Below are 16,754 nucleotides of genomic sequence, written 5' to 3' on the forward strand. Positions count from 1 at the left end.
CTCCTTTCAGCGCTGACGATTGCGGGCTTCCAGACGCAACAACAGGGTTCCACACATAATCTCGTCGCCGTGCTTCACCGGCGTCGCGCACATGGGCTTGATCTGACGACCGTTGACAAAGGTTCCATTCGCGCTGCCGAGGTCTTCGACGCGGTAGGCGCCATTGTGGTATGAGAGGATGGCATGGCGGCGCGAAACACCGGCGTCATACCCACCGAACGGACCAAGATCGATATCCGGCATAATGCCGCGCGTCGGGTCTGCCCGTCCGATGAGCGCCTCATCGCTCAGATTGACCTCGATCCGGCGGCGACTGCTCACCACCACCAGGGTGACCATATGGGCGGTCTGCGCATCGTCTGCCGGTAGCGGACCAGAAACCGGCAGAGGATCATGGCTTTCGATAGCGCCGGGGTGAAGTTCGCGCGTCGATTCGGACGGACTGGCGTCGATCAGGCTGGCGCCACACTCAGCGCAGAAAATAGTGCCGTCGAGTTGTCGGGATGCACAATTCGAGCAGATAATCATAAGCCAACCACGTTCACACTGTCGGAAGGGTTGCTTTGTCGCTTACGTTCCTCACAATAACGGCGGCACAGGGTTGCTCAGACGGTCACGATGCGCGGAGCCTGCACGCGCATCGGTCACGTCGTAGTCTCGCGTTCATCGTCGGCAACCGGACCGATCAGACCGCGAGTGCCAAAGCGGATGCGCTTGCGTCCCTCTTCGCTCACCGTTCCGTTGCGCAGAATGCGCGTCGCTTCCTGTTGCAACGTATGCGCCAGCGCCGCGTCGCCAGCGTTGAGCATGCGCGTTCCTGCCATTTGCAGACGCTCGCTCGCTTCCTCGAGTCGTCCTTCCGCCGCGCACTTCCAGGCGTTTGCTTGCAGGCGATACGCCACCAGGCGCTCCAGCCAGTGTTTGAGGGTTGCATCGACGCGATGGGTGACCTCTTCCGCCGGGCGCAGGCTAACGCGAACCATGAGTTCACGCGCCTGATCGCGCAGGTTTGCCCCAGGCAGATGATAGCGCAACGTCAGTTTCAGCACCGCGTGATCACCAACCGGTAAGGGAGGCACAACGACTTCGAGCAGAAATCCCTGCACGCCGGTATCGGGCCAGTCTCCCAGATTGGCCACCCAGCGGCGCTCTGCTTCTTCGATAATGGTAATCGGCGCAATGAAAGGGCGCACCTGATCGAGCGACCGCAACAACGCGCCGGGGCGTGTCTCGACCGACAGTTGCACCTGTTGGGCGAAGATGGCATGGAGGCGCTTCACCTCATCGGCGAAGACCTTGACGACATCCTGGGCAGTGGCGATGTACTGAGCACGACTGTTTTCGCTGGCGGTCATCGTTTCGAGCAGGTCCTCGTTCCATTCCGTTCCAATTCCGAGCGCCGTCAACCCAATGCCGCGCGACTGCCCGCGGCGAGCGATCTCGACACACCGGCTCTCGTCGCCGTAGGTGCGGCCATCGGTCAACAGAATGATCCGGCTAATGCCGCGTGTCAGAAACGGTCGTTGCACCTCCTGGAGCGCCAGCGCCATCCCCTGCGCCATTTCCGTGCCGCCGGCCGCCTCAATCTGCGCAATCGCCGCTTTCAGGTCCGCCTTCTTGATCGCGCGCTGCGCCGGAATAACCACATCAGCCCGGTCGTTGAACACCACCAGCGAAAAATAATCGTCCTGCCCCAATTGATCGACGATGCGTGCTGCGGCGTCCTTGACCTGCATCAGGCGCTCCCCGCGCATCGAAGAACTGCGATCGAGCACCAGGCACAGATTCAGCGGCAATTTGGGCAACTGCTGTGCCAACCCTTCAGCGTGCGCTTCCAGGAGCACATAGATCAATTGCGGTTCGTCACCGACCGCCAGCGTTGTCCGGCTCAGGGTCTGCTGAAGGTTAATGCCCGGTGTCATACACGCACCGCTGCTCCGTTATGGGAGAGATTATGACGGTATTCTTGCGCCCCACGTCTCAGGTTGTGCGCTCTGCGCCTGCATACAATGCACACATTATCACGAATATGGTAGCGTTGACAATAGGAAATAAGGATGCTCTGGACCTGAACTACACCAGTCGGACGAGAATCGCAGCAATGTTATCCGGTCCGCCAGCGCGATTAGCAGCATCGACCAGAGCGCGCACGGCGCGCTGCGGGCTTTCGATCCCCCGCACAATGCGCAGCATCGTCTCCTCTTCGACGCATCCCCACAGACCGTCGCTGGCGAGGAGCAGATGGGTCGCATCGCCGATGGGCTGAAACACCAGATCGACCGCAATCTCCGGGTGTTGCCCGACAGTGCGGTACAACTGAGAGCGCAGCGGATGATCCCGCGCCTCGGTTGGGTCGAGTTGTCCCATCTCGATCAACCGTCCGACCGCTGAATGATCGGTCGTTAACTGATGGATGCCGCCAGTATCGATCAGGTAGGCGCGTGTATCACCGACATGACCGATGTAGAGGGATCGACCCAGCAACAGCGCCGCAGTGCAGGTGGTGCCCATGTCCGATCCGGCCAACCGGGCATGCTCCCAGATAGCGCGGTTGGCGTCCTGGACGGCTTCGACCATCAACGCCTGAAGCGAGACATGAATGGTCCCCTCGATAGCCGGAATGAGGAGGTCGGCGATGACGCGCCGGGCGACGGCTGCTACCGCCATGCGACTGGCAATCTCACCCCCTTCGTGCCCACCCATGCCGTCGGCGACAACGAACAAGCCAAGAGTTGCGTCGCCGGCTTCGCGCGGGATGCTGCTGATCAGCGTGTAGATCGCGTCCTGGTTCGTTGCGCGCACCTGACCGATGTGCCGCATCGCAGCAGCCGCGATTGCCGGCGGAGGCGGCGGCGTTTCACGCAGCGTTGTATCATCGTCGAGTGGTTCAGTTTCGCCAGGTCGGCGGTCGGTCGTCTCCGCCTGCGCCAGTACCGCATGCGTGTCGAGCGGGCGTGTGCCATCACTTTCGCCGCTCACATCAGACCACCACGCCGGATCAGCGTGATCGGAGGCGGGTGCCGTCGGTTGTTCAGGGGGCATGTCTTCGCTCATAGGGCGCCTGCTTTCAGGAGCGGAACGCTGCATTGTTCCACGAGGGTAAATGATGGCGCCGGCATGCTACGCGCGCAGCGCATACAGCGCATGATCGAGTGACCCGATATACACCACGCCTTCGCCGATCGCCGGCGACGACACGACCGGGCCCTGTGTTTCATAGCGCCAGATCAGCGACCCATTCGCCGCATCGAGGCAGTAGACACATCCATCGGCAGCCCCAAAGTAGACACGCCCCTGCTCAACCCGTGGCGATGAGGTGATCTGGCTGCCGGTGTCATACTTCCATGCGAGTTTGCCATTCTTCAGTTCAATGGCATACAGGTTGCCATCGACGCTTCCAACGAAGACGCGCGTGCCAAACACGAACGGTGACGAATTGACATAATGATTGGTGCGATACTTCCACACCGGCCATCCGCCCTCACTATCGAGCGCATAGAGCATATGGTCCATCGACCCGACGATCACCATATTCTCGGCGAATGCCGGCGATGAAATCACTGGTTGTTGCGTGCGTTGCTTCCAGCGGACGCCGCCATTCTTGATATTCAGCGCATAGACGAACCCATCGCCGCCGCCGAAGTAGACCGACTCCCCCGCAATGCATGCTGAGGAGCGGATTGGCATCCAGGTGCGGTATTTCCAGATCTGCGCGCCGCGCAGCCCATCGATCGCGTAGAAGTGCTGATCGTCCGACCCGATGAAAATGACGCGCTCCAGCACGCGCGGCGACGCGCGCACCGGCTTGCTGGTGCGAAACGTCCAGCGCAGCGCACCGCGGCGGATCTCGCAGGCATACACCGCGCCATCTTCCGAGCCGACAATGACAATATCGTTCCACACCGCAGGCGACGACGAAATGCCTCCTTCGGTGGCGTATTTCCAGCGAAACTCGCCGCGACCGGCATCAATCGCGTACAGGTTCGTATCGTAGCACCCAACGAAGACCATACCATTACTGAGGCATGGCGAGGAGCGCACTTCGTCTTCGCAAACAAAGCGCCAAACCAGTTCGGTGGTTGCGGCATTGCTGAGGCGTGGCGCACCTTTTGCCGCCACTGTTCCGCCGCTCTGTCCGCTGCGGAGGGTTGGCGTCTGCAATAACGCCATGCGCATCTCATCGGCTGATGCCCAGCGTGTTTTCATATCGTAGGAAAGCGCTTTTTCGACGACCGCAGCGAATTCGGGCGAGATCTGCGGGTTCAACTGGCGCAGGGGCCGTTCATGGAACGTAAACGGCGTTTCGGTGCGCGGATCGCTGGCGGTCAACAGGTGATGGAGCGTGGCGCCAAGCGCATAGAGGTCGCTCTGCGGTTCGGCGATGCCCTTGTACTGTTCCGGCGGCGAATACCCTTCGGTGCCGATGACCGTGCCGCGGGTGCGCACCAGGCTGCGCGCGATGCCGAAATCGATCAGCACAATCCGGTCATCGGATGTCACCATCACATTCGAGGGTTTCATATCGCGGAAGACAATCGGTTCTGGTTGCTGGTTGTGCAGGTAGGACAGCACCTCGCACAACTGCACTGCCCAGCGCGCCACCCGTTCTTCCGGCAACGGGCCTTTCGCTTCCTCGAGCACGGTTTCCAGGTCTTTTCCCTGGATCAACTCCAGAATCAGGTAAACCCGACCATTTTCCTCGAAAAAGTCGAACACCTTGGGAATAGCGGGATGCTGCAGAGTCGCCAGCAGACCGGCTTCGCGCTCGAAGTTCTTGAGGTTCAGCAGGCGCGTATTCGAATCCGGCGCACTCTGGTACATTTCCTTGATAGCGCACGGGCGCACGACATCCTTGAAGCGCAGGTCGCGCCCGCGATAGACGACGCTCATGCCGCCGATGCCAAGCGTGCCTTCGATGACATATCGCCCCTGCAGGATGACACCCGGTTGCATCACCGGCGCAGCGGCACGCGCTCCGGCGCCAGGAGTCGTGGCGCCCTGCGGGTCCGCCCCGGCGCCTGATGACGATGAGTTAAGATCGATGCCCTTAGTCGTGCCGGGTTTTTTGATCAACGCCATACGATATCCTCCGCAGCGAGCCATGATGGGGGGTGTGTCACTCGAACGGGCGCGCCTGGCAGAGCGAATCCGCGCTCGACCGGTTAATCGCTTGTTATTATAGCAGGACAGACGCAGGAATGTGCGAACGGCAATCCGGCAGATAGACGCTGTCGTTCACGCCTGCTATTATAGGTCTTCCTGACGTGCGAATCAACCATCAGGCAGCGAGACGTGTCATGCTGAGCGAAGCCTCGCGATCCGCGCGCGCGACCGTGACCCTTCGCTCCGCCTGCGGCTCACAGCGATGGCGCCCGGCTTTCGCGCGCGACAAAGACTGAAGTTCGGTCGTTGTGCATTGTTGAACGGCATGCACACCTGTGCTATGATTGGATAAGAATCATCAGGAGTGAGGAGCAAGGCATGGCAAGCGACAGCGGCGATCCCTTCGACCGGCGCGCGCCCCGATCACCGCGCCGTGAGCAGCACGATACGGAGCAACTGAATCCCGACGATCATGCCAGGCCGGTCAATCCAGCATGGCGTAGCGCCAGAGGCGCCGGACGTTCCGCGCGTGGTGGTGCGTCGTTTTCCCAGGAGGTGATCCTCTGGCTTCAGCACGATGGGTGGAAGTTTGTGCTGGCAGCAATGGCGATTGTGCTGCTAGGCATTGTCCTTTTTACGCTGAGCCAGGCAGGCGCACCCGAACCGCTGCCTTCCCGCGATGTCGCAACCGATCTGCAACCACAGATCGTGTTGACGCCGCTGCCTGAACAGCCGACGGTCACCCCCGATCCGCTCACCTCGACCCTGACCCTGACGCCGGAGCCGCCGGTGAATGTGCAGTTGCGCGTCCAGGGCACCGGCGCACTCGGTCTCTTCCTGCGTCCGGAGCCAAATATGAATAACACCCCGATCAAAACGCTGCCCGAAGGCACGATTGTTACCGTGATCGGCGACGACTCGGTGCAGCCGGATCGGGTCTGGAAGCGGGTGCGCGATCCGGAAGGCGCCGAAGGATGGGCTGCTGCGGATTTCCTGGTCCCGGTGACCCCATAGGACTGTTTTACCACAAACGCCCCTGTTCCGGCGGGCGTCTTCCATCGAGCAGCACATAGGGCGCCGCCCAATTGACCACCACGCCAAGCCGCGCGAGATGCGCCATATCACGCAGGTGCATCTCGCGTCGCATAGCAATGATCCGGTCGGCGGATCGTGGACCGATGCCGGGGATGCGAAGCAGCAGGCGTCGCGGCGCAACATTCACGTCGATCGGCTCAACAAGATGGCGTTCCGCCCAGGCCTGTTTCGGAGTGATGGTGCGTGGCAGCAGGCCACGCTCATCGAATGGCAATTCGTCAACGGTGAAACCATAATCACGCAGCATAAAATCCGCCTGATAGAGCCGCAGTTCGCGCAGTGGGTCTTCGGCGGGCATATCGGCGAACGGTGTGCGTTCGATGGGGTGAAAGGCGCTGAAGAATGCGCGGCGCAGGTCGAGGTCGCGGTGGGTGCGCGCCGCCGTTTCGAGCAACTCACGGTCGCTTTCGCCCGCCGGACCAACGACGAACTGCGTCGTAAGGCTGCGGGCAGCGGGGCGCCCGGCGGCGCGCGCCCGGCGGATCAACCCGGCAGCCCATGCCATGCGCCCCCACATGCTGCCGGCAAACTCTTTCTCCGGCGCAAGCATCGCCAGGCGTTCGGCATTAGGCGCTTCCAGGTTCAACGAAACGCGGTCTGCCAGTTCAACGGCGCGCTCGATATACTCGAATGCCGCGCCGGGGATCAACTTCAGGTGGATATAGCCCGTGTATCCTTCTTTCAGTCGCAATCGTTCGACTGTCGCCAGCATCTTCTCCATCGTTGCATTGGCGTCGGGGACAATCCCGGAGGAGAGGAACAGCCCATCGACCTGCCGGGAACGATGCAGCGCAATGAAGGTTGTTGCCAGTTCGTCGGGCTTAAACGTCGTGCGGGAACGTCGCACTGCGCACGAGGTGAAGCAGTAGCGGCAGGCGTAGCGGCAGGCGTTCGTCTGGAGCACTTTGAAGAGGCGCGCTGTCCCCCCGCCTTCTTTCCTGGCAGTATAGAGAAAACCGGCGGGATGGCGCATCCCCTGCTGTACCCGTTCGACGGCTGGAACCGTTGTGGCTTCGAATCCGGCTTCTGCGCTCAGGATCGAGAGTTTCTGCTGCGTGTCTGGTTCGACAAAGATCAGAGGACTCATCAGGCTTTGTATGGCGCCGGAACGCCAGTGACTTGCTGCACAGATGGCATCTTGTGAGCAACGGGCATCGTGCAAGAGGCAGTATACCCGATGCGCGGGAAATTGTCTAGAACACAAGAGCGAACAGGATCGTCCAAAAGGAGGATACAACGCTGAGGCGTCATCAGGACTCGTCTCCCTATCGCGCGAGCATCGTCAGATATTGTTCATTGCCAGGTCATTCGCCGCAGTGCGGCGCGCTATCGTGGCGTTCCATCCACAACAGCCGGGAAGCCAGCGCGTGCGCGTCAGGCGCTGACGGCAGCAGTGTTGCCGCATATGCAGCGCGAAGAAGCGATGTTCTTTCCGGCAATTTGGGGGGGAGAGATAACGACGTCAATGCACTCATTATGCTCATGAGCGCGGGCATCGCGCGCTTGCTGCCAACGTTGCGGCACTCTATGAGGACGGGGTCGATGCAGTAATCCTTGAGGAGCGCCTTGACGCTTTGGGCATGCTGCTCAAAACCCATGGGCGCCGTGAGGAGCGTCATCTCTTTTAGCGTCTGCCGGACGTGCTGGCTGATGAAGCATTCCAGGAGTTGGGTGAGCACCGGTGCGCTGCCGGTGCGGGACGGGCATGCATCCTCTCGTAGTAAGAACGTTCAGAACAGATCGCCGCCATACTCATCGGCGTAGGGACCGGTATTTTCATCATCCCCGCCGGGCGCATCTTCGGGCAGATCATCGTAGTCCATACCGCCTCCCCCGAGAACGGATGCTCTGATTATACCATGCGTTGGCGAGATCACAGTTGGCGCATGGCTGGGAAGACCTATCCTGAAAATGGAAAAGACGCCCTGACAGGCGTCTTCTATTCGGATGGTGGGCGATACTGGACTCGAACCAGTGACCTCATCGGTGTGAACGATGCGCTCTAGCCAACTGAGCTAATCGCCCGATGGCTGAAAGTATACCACGGAGCGCCTGAATACGCAACTTCTTGAAAAAGTTTAAAAATCTGAACTTTTGTGGACGCTTTGCGGCGCTTTTGCGCAGGGGGTGTGTTCACTATTCATGGTATCCTGCTTCACAATGTACGGTTCTACTTCATACCCACAACGGAGGACGGCATGGCACGCCGGAGTGGCGGTATCAAGCGCAGTTCATGGGTGACTTTTCGCCGACGTTTGTTTCTGGTGCGTCAGTTACTGCGATCGCCTGCAAGTGCGGAAGAGTTGATCACCAGAGTACAGACGGAACTCGGCGTCAATGGATACCCGGCGAATGCAGCAGCAGCGCTCAAGCACGATCTGGATTCACTCAAGGGAGAGTATGATTGCCGGATCGTTTACCGACGCGACCAGGGGAAGTATGTCATTGTTGATCTGGGGGAACTGGCGTTGCTCGACCTGCCGCCGCAGAGCCTGGAAGCGCTGGCGTTGCTTGATGCGAGTTATCCGGCAGGATCGGCAAACCCAACGCATGCCAGCATTCGCGCCCTGATCGATCAGGTTATTCAGATGCTTCCCAATCGGGCGCAGACGCACCTGCACGCGCGGCGGAGCGCCACACGCCAGAAGGCGCCATCCGGTCGTATCGATCCCCATGTGCTCGCTGCTGTGCGCCAGGCAATCGAGGAAAAACGTGAACTGACGTTTCGTTACTGGGGCTTGAGCAATGGTGAAGCGCCGCGACGGCATCGCGTCGCTCCCTATGGTATCTTCTTCCGCAACAATGGGTGCACGTATCTCGACGCTACGCTGTTGGAGGTGCAACCGCCAGGCGCCGAGCAATTGTTCGCTCCTGTTGATTATCGGCTCGACCGCATCGTCCCCGGTACAGCGCAGGTGTTGCCAACCCCGCTGCCGCCGGAGCGACTGAGGGCGCCGGCATTGACGCTGCGATACTGGCTGCATCCTGAGGTGGTGCAGCGAGGCGAGGGGTGGTCATTTTTCCCCAATGCGCATGTCGAGTACAGCGATGACGGGAGCGCACTGGTGACTGCAACGGTTTCCAATCTTTCCGTTGCGCGCGACGTGCTGTTGCGTTACGGTGATCGCTGCCGTGTGATCGAGCCGACGGAGCTGATCGACCTTATCCGAGAGACGGTGGACGCGATGGCGTCACTCTATGGCAACCCGGTCGCTGTTCGCTAAGGGATGCCGCCAAAGCCTCCCGCAGGGTTCAAACCTGCGGGAGGTTTTTTTATGCCCGGCCCGGCGTCACACCAGCGTGCGGCGTCTCCTCTGATGCATGAGTCTCCTGCGGTGTTGCGCCGAACAGGTTGCTGATGGTGGCTGCCGGATGGGGCAGTAACGCCGCCGCCAGCACCTCGTCGAGCGTTTCGACAGGAACGAAGGTCAGCGCTTCGCGCACGTCGGATGGCAAGTCATCGAGATCAACTTCGTTGCGGCGTGGCAGGATAATTGTGCCGATGCCGGCGCGATGCGCACCCAACACCTTTTCCTTCACGCCGCCGACCGGCAACACCCGTCCGCGCAGAGTGATCTCACCGGTCATAGCGACATCATCGCGCACCAGGCGACCGGTGGCTGCCGATGCAAGCGCAGTTGCCATCGTAATCCCCGCCGAAGGTCCATCCTTTGGAACGGCGCCTCCCGGGACGTGAATATGGATGGCGTGCCTGTCAAAGAAGTGCGGATCGATGCCCAGCGTGTGCGCCCGCGAACGGACATAGGTCAGGGCTGCCTCGGCGCTTTCGCGCATGACATCACCCAATTGCCCCGTCAGGCGCAATTCGCGACTTCCCTCGACGACCGATGCCTCAACGAAGACAATATCGCCGCCAGATGGAGTCCAGACCAGCCCGGTCGCCACGCCAGGCTGATCGATGCGTTCCCTGGCTTCGTTGAAGAAACGTGGACGGCCCAACGCCTGACGGACAAACGCGCCATCAATACGAACGGGCGTCGATCCTGCCCCCGAAGGCTCTTCAACGAGACGGCGCGTTACCTTACGGAGCACGGCGCCAATCTGCCGTTCCAGATTGCGCACCCCTGCTTCGCGGGTATAGTCGTGAATGAGGATGCGCAGCGCCTCTTCCTCGAAGATGACCTCTTCGGGGCGCAATCCATTGGCGCGTAGTTGCTTCGGTATCAGATGCCGCTGCGCAATGTGCACTTTTTCGTCCCCGGTGTAGCCGCTCAATTCAATGACTTCCATCCGGTCGCGCAATGCCGGCGGCACGGTATCCATGGTATTGGCAGTGGCAATGAACAACACCTTGCTCAGATCGAACGGCACATTCAGGTAGTGATCGGTGAACGTGTCGTTCTGTTCGGGATCGAGCACTTCCAGCAGCGCAGCCGCCGGGTCGCCGCGGTAGTCGTGCCCAAGTTTGTCGATCTCATCGAGCAGGAGTACCGGATCGGACGTGCCGGCGCGGCGCAATTCCTGGATCAAACGCCCTGGCTGCGAGCCAATGTAGGTGCGCCGGAATCCGCGCAACTCGGCTTCGTCGCGCACGCCGCCAAGACTCATCCGCGCGAACTGCCGCCCAAGCGCCCGCGCAATGCTTTGCCCCAGGCTTGTCTTCCCCACACCGGGCGGCCCGACGAACGCCAGAATCGGCTCGCGCACCCGTTCTTCCTTCATCAGGTGCTGACGGCGCTGCTGGATCGCCAGGTATTCGAGGATGCGCTCTTTGATTGCGTGCAGACCGTAGTGATCCTCGTCGAGCACCTGACGGGTATGAGCAATGTCAATCGGCGCACCGGTCGTCTTGTTCCACGGCAGTTCGGCCATCCATTCCAGGTAGGTGCGCACCATCTGGTATTCAGGCGAGGCGCTGTTCATCCGACTGAGACGGTGCAGTTCGCGGTCGGCTTCTTTTCGAGCAGCAGGTGTGAGGTTCGCTGCTTCGAGTTTCTCGCGTAGTTCTGCCAGTTCGTCTTCCTCGGTGGTGTCCTCCCCTAATTCCTTCTGAATGGCGCGCAACTGCTGGCGCAGGTAGAACTCGCGTTGCTGTCGGGCTGCCGCATCCTGCACTTCCTGCCGGAGGCGCGCCTGAATATCCATCAGCGCCAGTTGCTTGCGATAGAATGCCAGCACTTTGCGCAGGCGCTCGACCACATCGAGGGTTTCGAGCAGATCCTGCCGCTCCTCGAAAGTGTAGTCCGGCGAGTAGCCGGTGTTGTCGGCAAGATGACCCGGATCATCGATGCTCCGCACGAAATTGCGGATCTCTTGAGGAATGCCAGGGCGCAACTCCAGCACCGCATCGATTGCGGCATGCACCTCGGTCATCAACTGTTCGAGTTCGTCGGTGCGCTCAGTATGGTCGTGATGCTCGATATACCTGAAGCGCGGGTAGGGCCGATCCTGGGTTTGCTCGCATAGTTCCGCCCGCACCAGACCACGCACGACCATGCCATGCGCGCCGTTCGGCAGGCGACCAATCTGCTCGATGCGCGCAACCACGCCAATGCGGTGCAACCGCAGCGCGAGCGGGGCATCGGAGGGTGCGTCACGCCGGTAGGCGACCAGCAGCGCCAGTTGCCCCTCTTTCATTGCTGCGTGCGCTGCCGCTTCTATCTCTTCGCTGAGCGGCACAGTCACGACCGTATAGGGAAACACGACCACGCCATCGAGCGGGATCAGCGGTAGTGTCTGGATCGGTTGCGTTGTCTCGCTCACATGCTCATCTTCCATAGTGTTTACCTCGATATGTTCGACGGAGAACCACTCCGCGTATGAGGTATTATGATGCGCTGCGCAGTGACCGTCAAGGCTTTCAGGCGGTCATCGAGCAAACTCTAACAAAACGTTAGCGCAGCGGTGTCAATCCTCGTGCGCCAGCAGCGCCCGACTGCCCGGAGTCAGGCGTGCGTCGCGCCAGGGTTGATCGGGCGCGACGCGGTAGCGCACCAGCAAGGGTGCGTTCCCTTTCAGATGACGGATCGTGATCGCCTCCCGCGCGATATGCAGATCGAGCGTGTGTTCGCCCACGCGCAGGCCGTGGAGCGTTGTATGGCGCCACGTTGCCGGCAGGTGTGGTTCGACCATCAGTTCATGACGGTGCGCCTGTGGATGAAGACCAAAGATTCCTTCGGTCACGCCCTGCACGAGCAGCCCTGCCGACCAGAGTTGGATGAAGCACAATCCCTGCGGAATCAACTCTTTCAATGTTCCGAGCGTTCCGTGGCGCGCCGTTTCGCCGATACATCGCAGCAGCCTGAGTCCATCGTCTGCCCTGCCGGTGCGGAACGCCGCCAGCGCCAGCAGACCGGTCGGCAGCGTCCATACCCGTGAGTCTGCGCCGCGGGTGTGCAGCATTCCCCATTCGCTGACCCACTCGCGCATGATCCGATCCAGCGTCCGTTGCGCCCGCTCTGGGGTGGCGATGCCGGTCACGACCGGCAGCATCACCGTCCAGTGACCATCAAACTGCTGCCGCTCGTCGAGGTGCAACGAGTCGGCATACATTCCTTCCTGCTCGATCCACCAATCGCGCTCGAAGCGCGCCGCCAGCGCACCAGCATACCCAGCGAATCGGATGGCGTCGTGCGGTCGCCCCAGTGCCAGCGCCATCTCGCGCAGTGATGTCAGCGCCTGATAGAGGTAACAGACCGTATCGAGTTTACAGGCGCCCATCCCAGGAACCTCGACCACGCCATCGCCGATCGGGTAGCCGCGCCCTTCAAGTGTTGTTCCAAAGTGCTCCAATCCTTCGACGCACACCGGATATATCCGCTCCAGGAACGCCAGGTCGCCACTCCAGCGCACATAATCCCAGCAGGCGACGGTGAACTGCGGAGTTTCCTGGATATTGCCCGGATGGTAGACGCGCCCATTGGTTGTGATTTCGTGGGGCACGCGACTGCACGCGCGCCAGGCATACCTGCCGAGTTCCTCGAGCGCGCTGCGGGCGATGTCGGCGAATCCTCCGGCGACGACGCCCGGCACACTGTACGCTGTATCGCAGCCGAAGAGTTGCGGGTATTCCGGTAATCCCGCCAGCAGGTAGGGCGCCAGCGCCGGACGGTAATCGGCGATGAGCATCCGCATATTCTGTCGTGCCACCTGCCAGAAGCGGTCCAGGTCGCCATCCGGTGTTTCCAGGCGTATCTCTCCGGCGATTGACCGATACAGCGCGATCTTCGCCGACAGGGTATCGACCGCAGCGCGCAACACATTCCCTGGCGGCGGTGCATCATCATGTTGCACGGCGAGCCGCCATTGCAGCGCGAGCGCCTCACCCGGTTGGAGCGCCAGCGGAAAGCGTGCCTGCGCCGTTCTGCCTGCGACGTTCCATTCTGTTGGCGTTGAGCTGCTCAGGATCGCCGTGATGCCTGCATACGCGCCTGGCGCTCGCCAGGCTACGCCGTCTGGCAGGATGTGGAAGTCTGGTTCGGCGGGAGCAATGCCGCCAAACCAGCAGAAACGCAGATCGGCTTCGGCGCGCAGCACGACAACGGCTTCTACCGGAGCGGCGCCATCATTGCGCGTCAGCAGCGTAGCATAGTAGTGCGGTTGATCCTCGGCGGCGAACTCAGTCCATTCCAGCGCCAGGTCGCCCACCGTAAAATGACGGATGATGTATGCGCCAAAGAGGTCGCACTGCGTTGCGTGACCGAGTGGCGTGGTCGCGCCATACGCTTCCAGTGTCAGCGTCCATCCATCCAGCACCCGCAGCGGATGCGCCCATATGCCACCCATCTGCCCGCGCAGATGCCATTCACCGAATGGATGCGTGGCGCCGCCGATCGTTGCGATGGCATAGATGCGCTTCCCACTGAGGAAGACTGGCGTCGTTGGTTCGACTTCCGCTTCCCAGACGTGATCATCAACAAAATAACGTTGAAGAGTCACAGACTCCCTTCCTTTCCGCAAGTATCATCGGTCAGAGTCCTTATACCAATGACCTGTGACCATCCGGCATGGTCACCCCGAGCAGCGCGAGGGGTCGTGCGCGACCCGCTCAGATTCCTCGCTGCGTTTACCCTGAGCGAAGCGAAGGGCTCGGAATGACAAGTATGCGGTATCTTCAATCGTCATTGGTATCATTCCATCGGAACAACGAGACGTATCGTTTTGAGCAAAGCGCAGAATCCTGTCCTGTGCATGCTACCGAAACCCTTCGCTTTGTCTGCGGCGCTGCTCAGGGTGACGGCGCCTGGCTTCCGCTTGACAACGGTGACGTCTCGTTGTCATCCGATGTCATGCGCAGCCATGCCTCGAGTGCCCGGCTGACCGGACGATCAATGTGACGCACACAGGTGAGTGAGCGCCGAATCGTCAGATCGGCGATCGGCAAAAGAACCAACCGCCGCGTTTCCGGTTCGATCTGAATCGTAACGCGCGACACGACGCTGATGCCGAGTCGGGCAGCGACTGCCTGCTTGATTGCTTCGGCGCTGCCCGGTTCCATCGCCACCCGGATACTGATCCATGGCGCGTCAATGCATGCTCCAGCGTCTCGCGCGTTCCAGAACCGGCTTTGCGGATAAAGGCGCTCTGTGCAGGTCGCGCGCCGTAGCGACGGTTGCGCCGCCAGCGGATGATCTGGCGCCGCGATCCCGACAGGGTCATCCTCGCGCCACGGCGTCAGCAACAGATCGCTGTGGTCGACCGGTCCCTCGACGGATGCCACATCGAGATAGATATGATTAAAAGTTATAGCAGCCATCAAAAAGATATGCTTGTTGCATAGTATACCCTGTATTACAATGCCCTAAACAGCATCTCCGCATTGCAGTCCTCCTGCCGGACCCCTGCTGACCGATGGCTATTTGACGACAATGATGTTGTGCAAGGATGACCGGTTATGCCAAACTATGGTTTCCTGATCGACCACCGGAAGTGTATTGGCTGCCACGCATGCAGCACCGCCTGCAAGTCGGAAAATGAAGTTCCGCTTGGCGTCTACCGGACATGGGTCAAGTATGTTGAGACAGGAACCTTTCCTGACACCCGACGCCACTTTCAGGTGACCCGGTGCAACCACTGCGCAAACCCGCCGTGTGTGCGCATCTGTCCGGTGACTGCGATGTATCAGCGCGCCGATGGCATTGTCGAGTTCGATCCGAAGGCGTGCATTGGCTGCAAAGCCTGCTTGCAGGCATGCCCGTATGATGCGATCTACATCGACCCAGAAACACGCAGCGCCGCCAAATGTCACTTTTGTTCGCACCGCATCGAACTCGGTTTGAAACCGGCGTGTGAAGTGGTCTGCCCTGAGCAGGCGATCATCTCTGGCGATCTCGATGACCCCAACAGCCTGATTCGCCGCCTGATCGCTCGCGAGCCGGTGACGGTGCGCAAACCGGAGCAAGGCACGGCGCCGAAGTTGTTTTACATCGATGCAAATGAAGCGACGCTGACTCCTACTGCAACGCAGCAACACGCGACGTTCTTTTGGGCGGATGTTGCGAGTGATCAGGCGCGCGCACTCAGGGTGCAGCACGACATTATCCCGCTGGAAGCCGTTCATGCTGGCTCGTCTAATGGTCGCATGCTGCATACTGCCGCCAACGGTGCGCTGCTCCGCACACCCGGCGTTCAGGGATTGGGCGTTGGCAACAGTGCGTATGCCCCGGCGCGCATCGCCGGTCAGATGGTGCAGACAGCATACAATGCGCAGCATACCATCCCCTGGCACTGGCCCGTACCGGCATACCTGGTGACGAAGGGGATCGGCAGCGGCATCTTCCTGGCGACAGCGCTGGCCATCGGATTGGGGCTGGCGCACATGACGCCGTTCTTCGCAGCAGTTGCGCTCTTTCTGACTCTCCTGTTCACCGGTATCACGACCGCACTCCTGATCTACGATCTCGAAAAACCACTCAAGTTCCTGACCATTCTCACGCGCCCGCAGTGGCGCAGTTGGCTGACGCGCGGCGCATTTCTTCTGATCGGTTTCACCATGATTGCCGGGTTGTGGTTTCTGATGGAAGCAGGGATGGCGCTCGGTCTGTTGCCTGACACGACAGGTCTGGCGCTGCGACCATTGTTTGCATGGGTCGGGCTGCCATTGGGTGTTCTGGCAGCCATCTATACGGCTTTCCTCTTTGCGCAGGCGGAAGGGCGCGATCTCTGGCAAAGCCCGTTGCTCCCCGTTCATCTCCTGGTGCAGGCGTTGATGGTCGGATCGGGAATGCTGCTGGCAACCGGGCTGGCGATCCCGCTTCCTGCGGGGATGGATGTGTTCATCGTCCGGCTTTTCGGTGTCAGCCTGGTTATCGATCTCTTCGTCACCCTGCTCGGCGAGTTTGGCATTCCTCATGCCAGTGAAGTTGCTGCGCGCGCTGCCCAGGCTATCAGCCATGGTCGCTATCAGCGCCATTTCTGGCAGGGTGGCATTCTGCTGGGTCATCTCCTGCCACTGGCGCTGATCGCGCTGGCAGTTGCAGCGCCCGCAATCGCTGGAGTTGCACTGGCAGCCGCAGGGTTGGCAGCAATTGCCGGATTGTTCATGTTCGAGTACGCTTTTGTGATGGCGCCGCAGGAAATTCCGAATAGTTGATTTC

12 protein-coding genes and 1 tRNA gene are annotated in these 16,754 nt (G+C 60.6%); 3 read left to right on the top strand and 10 right to left on the bottom strand.

All coding sequences use genetic code 11. From position 1 onward, the window contains the following. Positions 1 to 6: 6 nt before the first annotated feature. The 4 genes from RCAS_RS11110 to RCAS_RS11125 all read right to left on the bottom strand — a co-directional run bounded on the left by RCAS_RS11110 (position 7) and on the right by RCAS_RS11125 (position 5,079). Entirely contained in the window at positions 7 to 528 is a 522-nt protein-coding gene (locus tag RCAS_RS11110) for an FHA domain-containing protein (protein WP_012120669.1), read from the bottom strand. Between the two features lie 116 nt (positions 529 to 644). Further along, positions 645 to 1,922 (bottom strand): VWA domain-containing protein, encoded by a 1,278-nt coding sequence (locus RCAS_RS11115; protein ID WP_012120670.1) that lies wholly within the window; start codon positions 1,920 to 1,922, stop codon positions 645 to 647. Between the two features lie 151 nt (positions 1,923 to 2,073). Further along, positions 2,074 to 3,054: a PP2C family protein-serine/threonine phosphatase gene (locus RCAS_RS11120; protein WP_157042624.1), complete on the bottom strand. Its 981-nt coding sequence runs from the start codon at positions 3,052 to 3,054 to the stop codon at positions 2,074 to 2,076. Positions 3,055 to 3,120: 66 nt separating this feature from the next. Then, the gene (locus RCAS_RS11125) at positions 3,121 to 5,079 is read right to left on the bottom strand and encodes a serine/threonine-protein kinase (RefSeq protein ID WP_012120672.1); all 1,959 of its coding nucleotides are present in this window, start codon (positions 5,077 to 5,079) and stop codon (positions 3,121 to 3,123) included. A 402-nt stretch (positions 5,080 to 5,481) separates the two neighbouring features. Here RCAS_RS11125 and RCAS_RS11130 point away from each other — a divergent pair, with 402 nt between their 5' ends. Next, positions 5,482 to 6,117 carry an SH3 domain-containing protein gene (locus RCAS_RS11130; protein ID WP_012120673.1) on the top strand — a complete coding sequence of 212 codons (636 nt, stop codon included), beginning with the start codon at positions 5,482 to 5,484 and terminating at the stop codon, positions 6,115 to 6,117. A gap of 7 nt (positions 6,118 to 6,124) precedes the next feature. Here the strand turns inward: RCAS_RS11130 and RCAS_RS11135 are convergent, their stop codons facing one another. The 3 genes from RCAS_RS11135 to RCAS_RS11145 form a co-directional block, all read right to left on the bottom strand. Beyond that, positions 6,125 to 7,285 (bottom strand): radical SAM protein, encoded by a 1,161-nt coding sequence (locus RCAS_RS11135; RefSeq protein WP_012120674.1) that lies wholly within the window; start codon positions 7,283 to 7,285, stop codon positions 6,125 to 6,127. Between the two features lie 217 nt (positions 7,286 to 7,502). Continuing rightward, entirely contained in the window at positions 7,503 to 7,877 is a 375-nt protein-coding gene (locus tag RCAS_RS11140) for a hypothetical protein (protein WP_012120675.1), read from the bottom strand. A 269-nt stretch (positions 7,878 to 8,146) separates the two neighbouring features. Then, a tRNA-Val gene (locus RCAS_RS11145) sits at positions 8,147 to 8,223 on the bottom strand. Positions 8,224 to 8,396: 173 nt separating this feature from the next. On the opposite strand from RCAS_RS11145, the gene RCAS_RS11150 reads away from it, so the two are divergent. Continuing rightward, positions 8,397 to 9,422, top strand: a complete 1,026-nt coding sequence (locus RCAS_RS11150) for a helix-turn-helix transcriptional regulator (RefSeq protein ID WP_012120676.1) — start codon at positions 8,397 to 8,399, stop codon at positions 9,420 to 9,422. Between the two features lie 49 nt (positions 9,423 to 9,471). Here the strand turns inward: RCAS_RS11150 and lon are convergent, their stop codons facing one another. The 3 genes from lon to RCAS_RS11165 form a co-directional block, all read right to left on the bottom strand. Beyond that, on the bottom strand, positions 9,472 to 11,937 hold the full coding sequence (lon, locus tag RCAS_RS11155) for an endopeptidase La (protein ID WP_012120677.1): 2,466 nt from the start codon (positions 11,935 to 11,937) through the stop codon (positions 9,472 to 9,474). 129 nt (positions 11,938 to 12,066) lie between these two features. Then, positions 12,067 to 14,097, bottom strand: a complete 2,031-nt coding sequence (locus RCAS_RS11160) for an amylo-alpha-1,6-glucosidase (RefSeq protein ID WP_012120678.1) — start codon at positions 14,095 to 14,097, stop codon at positions 12,067 to 12,069. A gap of 289 nt (positions 14,098 to 14,386) precedes the next feature. Beyond that, complete coding sequence (locus tag RCAS_RS11165; protein ID WP_012120679.1) at positions 14,387 to 14,914, bottom strand: LysR substrate-binding domain-containing protein; 528 nt, start codon at positions 14,912 to 14,914, stop codon at positions 14,387 to 14,389. 138 nt (positions 14,915 to 15,052) lie between these two features. Here RCAS_RS11165 and RCAS_RS11170 point away from each other — a divergent pair, with 138 nt between their 5' ends. Next, the gene (locus RCAS_RS11170) at positions 15,053 to 16,750 is read left to right on the top strand and encodes a 4Fe-4S dicluster domain-containing protein (protein WP_012120680.1); all 1,698 of its coding nucleotides are present in this window, start codon (positions 15,053 to 15,055) and stop codon (positions 16,748 to 16,750) included. The last annotated feature ends 4 nt before the right edge of the window (positions 16,751 to 16,754 follow it).

Source organism: Roseiflexus castenholzii DSM 13941 (assembly GCF_000017805.1).
GTDB lineage: Bacteria > Chloroflexota > Chloroflexia > Chloroflexales > Roseiflexaceae > Roseiflexus > Roseiflexus castenholzii.

Excerpts from the sequence above, each read along its gene's own strand:
- RCAS_RS11115 (WP_012120670.1), bottom strand. The coding sequence starts at position 1,922 with ATGACACCGGGCATTAACCTTCAGCAGACCCTGAGCCGGACAACGCTG.
- RCAS_RS11150 (WP_012120676.1), top strand. The coding sequence starts at position 8,397 with ATGGCACGCCGGAGTGGCGGTATCAAGCGCAGTTCATGGGTGACTTTT.
- RCAS_RS11120 (WP_157042624.1), bottom strand. The coding sequence starts at position 3,054 with ATGAGCGAAGACATGCCCCCTGAACAACCGACGGCACCCGCCTCCGAT.
- RCAS_RS11110 (WP_012120669.1), bottom strand. The coding sequence starts at position 528 with ATGATTATCTGCTCGAATTGTGCATCCCGACAACTCGACGGCACTATT.
- RCAS_RS11135 (WP_012120674.1), bottom strand. The coding sequence starts at position 7,285 with ATGAGTCCTCTGATCTTTGTCGAACCAGACACGCAGCAGAAACTCTCG.
- RCAS_RS11130 (WP_012120673.1), top strand. The coding sequence starts at position 5,482 with ATGGCAAGCGACAGCGGCGATCCCTTCGACCGGCGCGCGCCCCGATCA.
- RCAS_RS11170 (WP_012120680.1), top strand. The coding sequence starts at position 15,053 with ATGCCAAACTATGGTTTCCTGATCGACCACCGGAAGTGTATTGGCTGC.
- RCAS_RS11165 (WP_012120679.1), bottom strand. The coding sequence starts at position 14,914 with ATGGCTGCTATAACTTTTAATCATATCTATCTCGATGTGGCATCCGTC.
- RCAS_RS11125 (WP_012120672.1), bottom strand. The coding sequence starts at position 5,079 with ATGGCGTTGATCAAAAAACCCGGCACGACTAAGGGCATCGATCTTAAC.
- lon (WP_012120677.1), bottom strand. The coding sequence starts at position 11,937 with ATGGAAGATGAGCATGTGAGCGAGACAACGCAACCGATCCAGACACTA.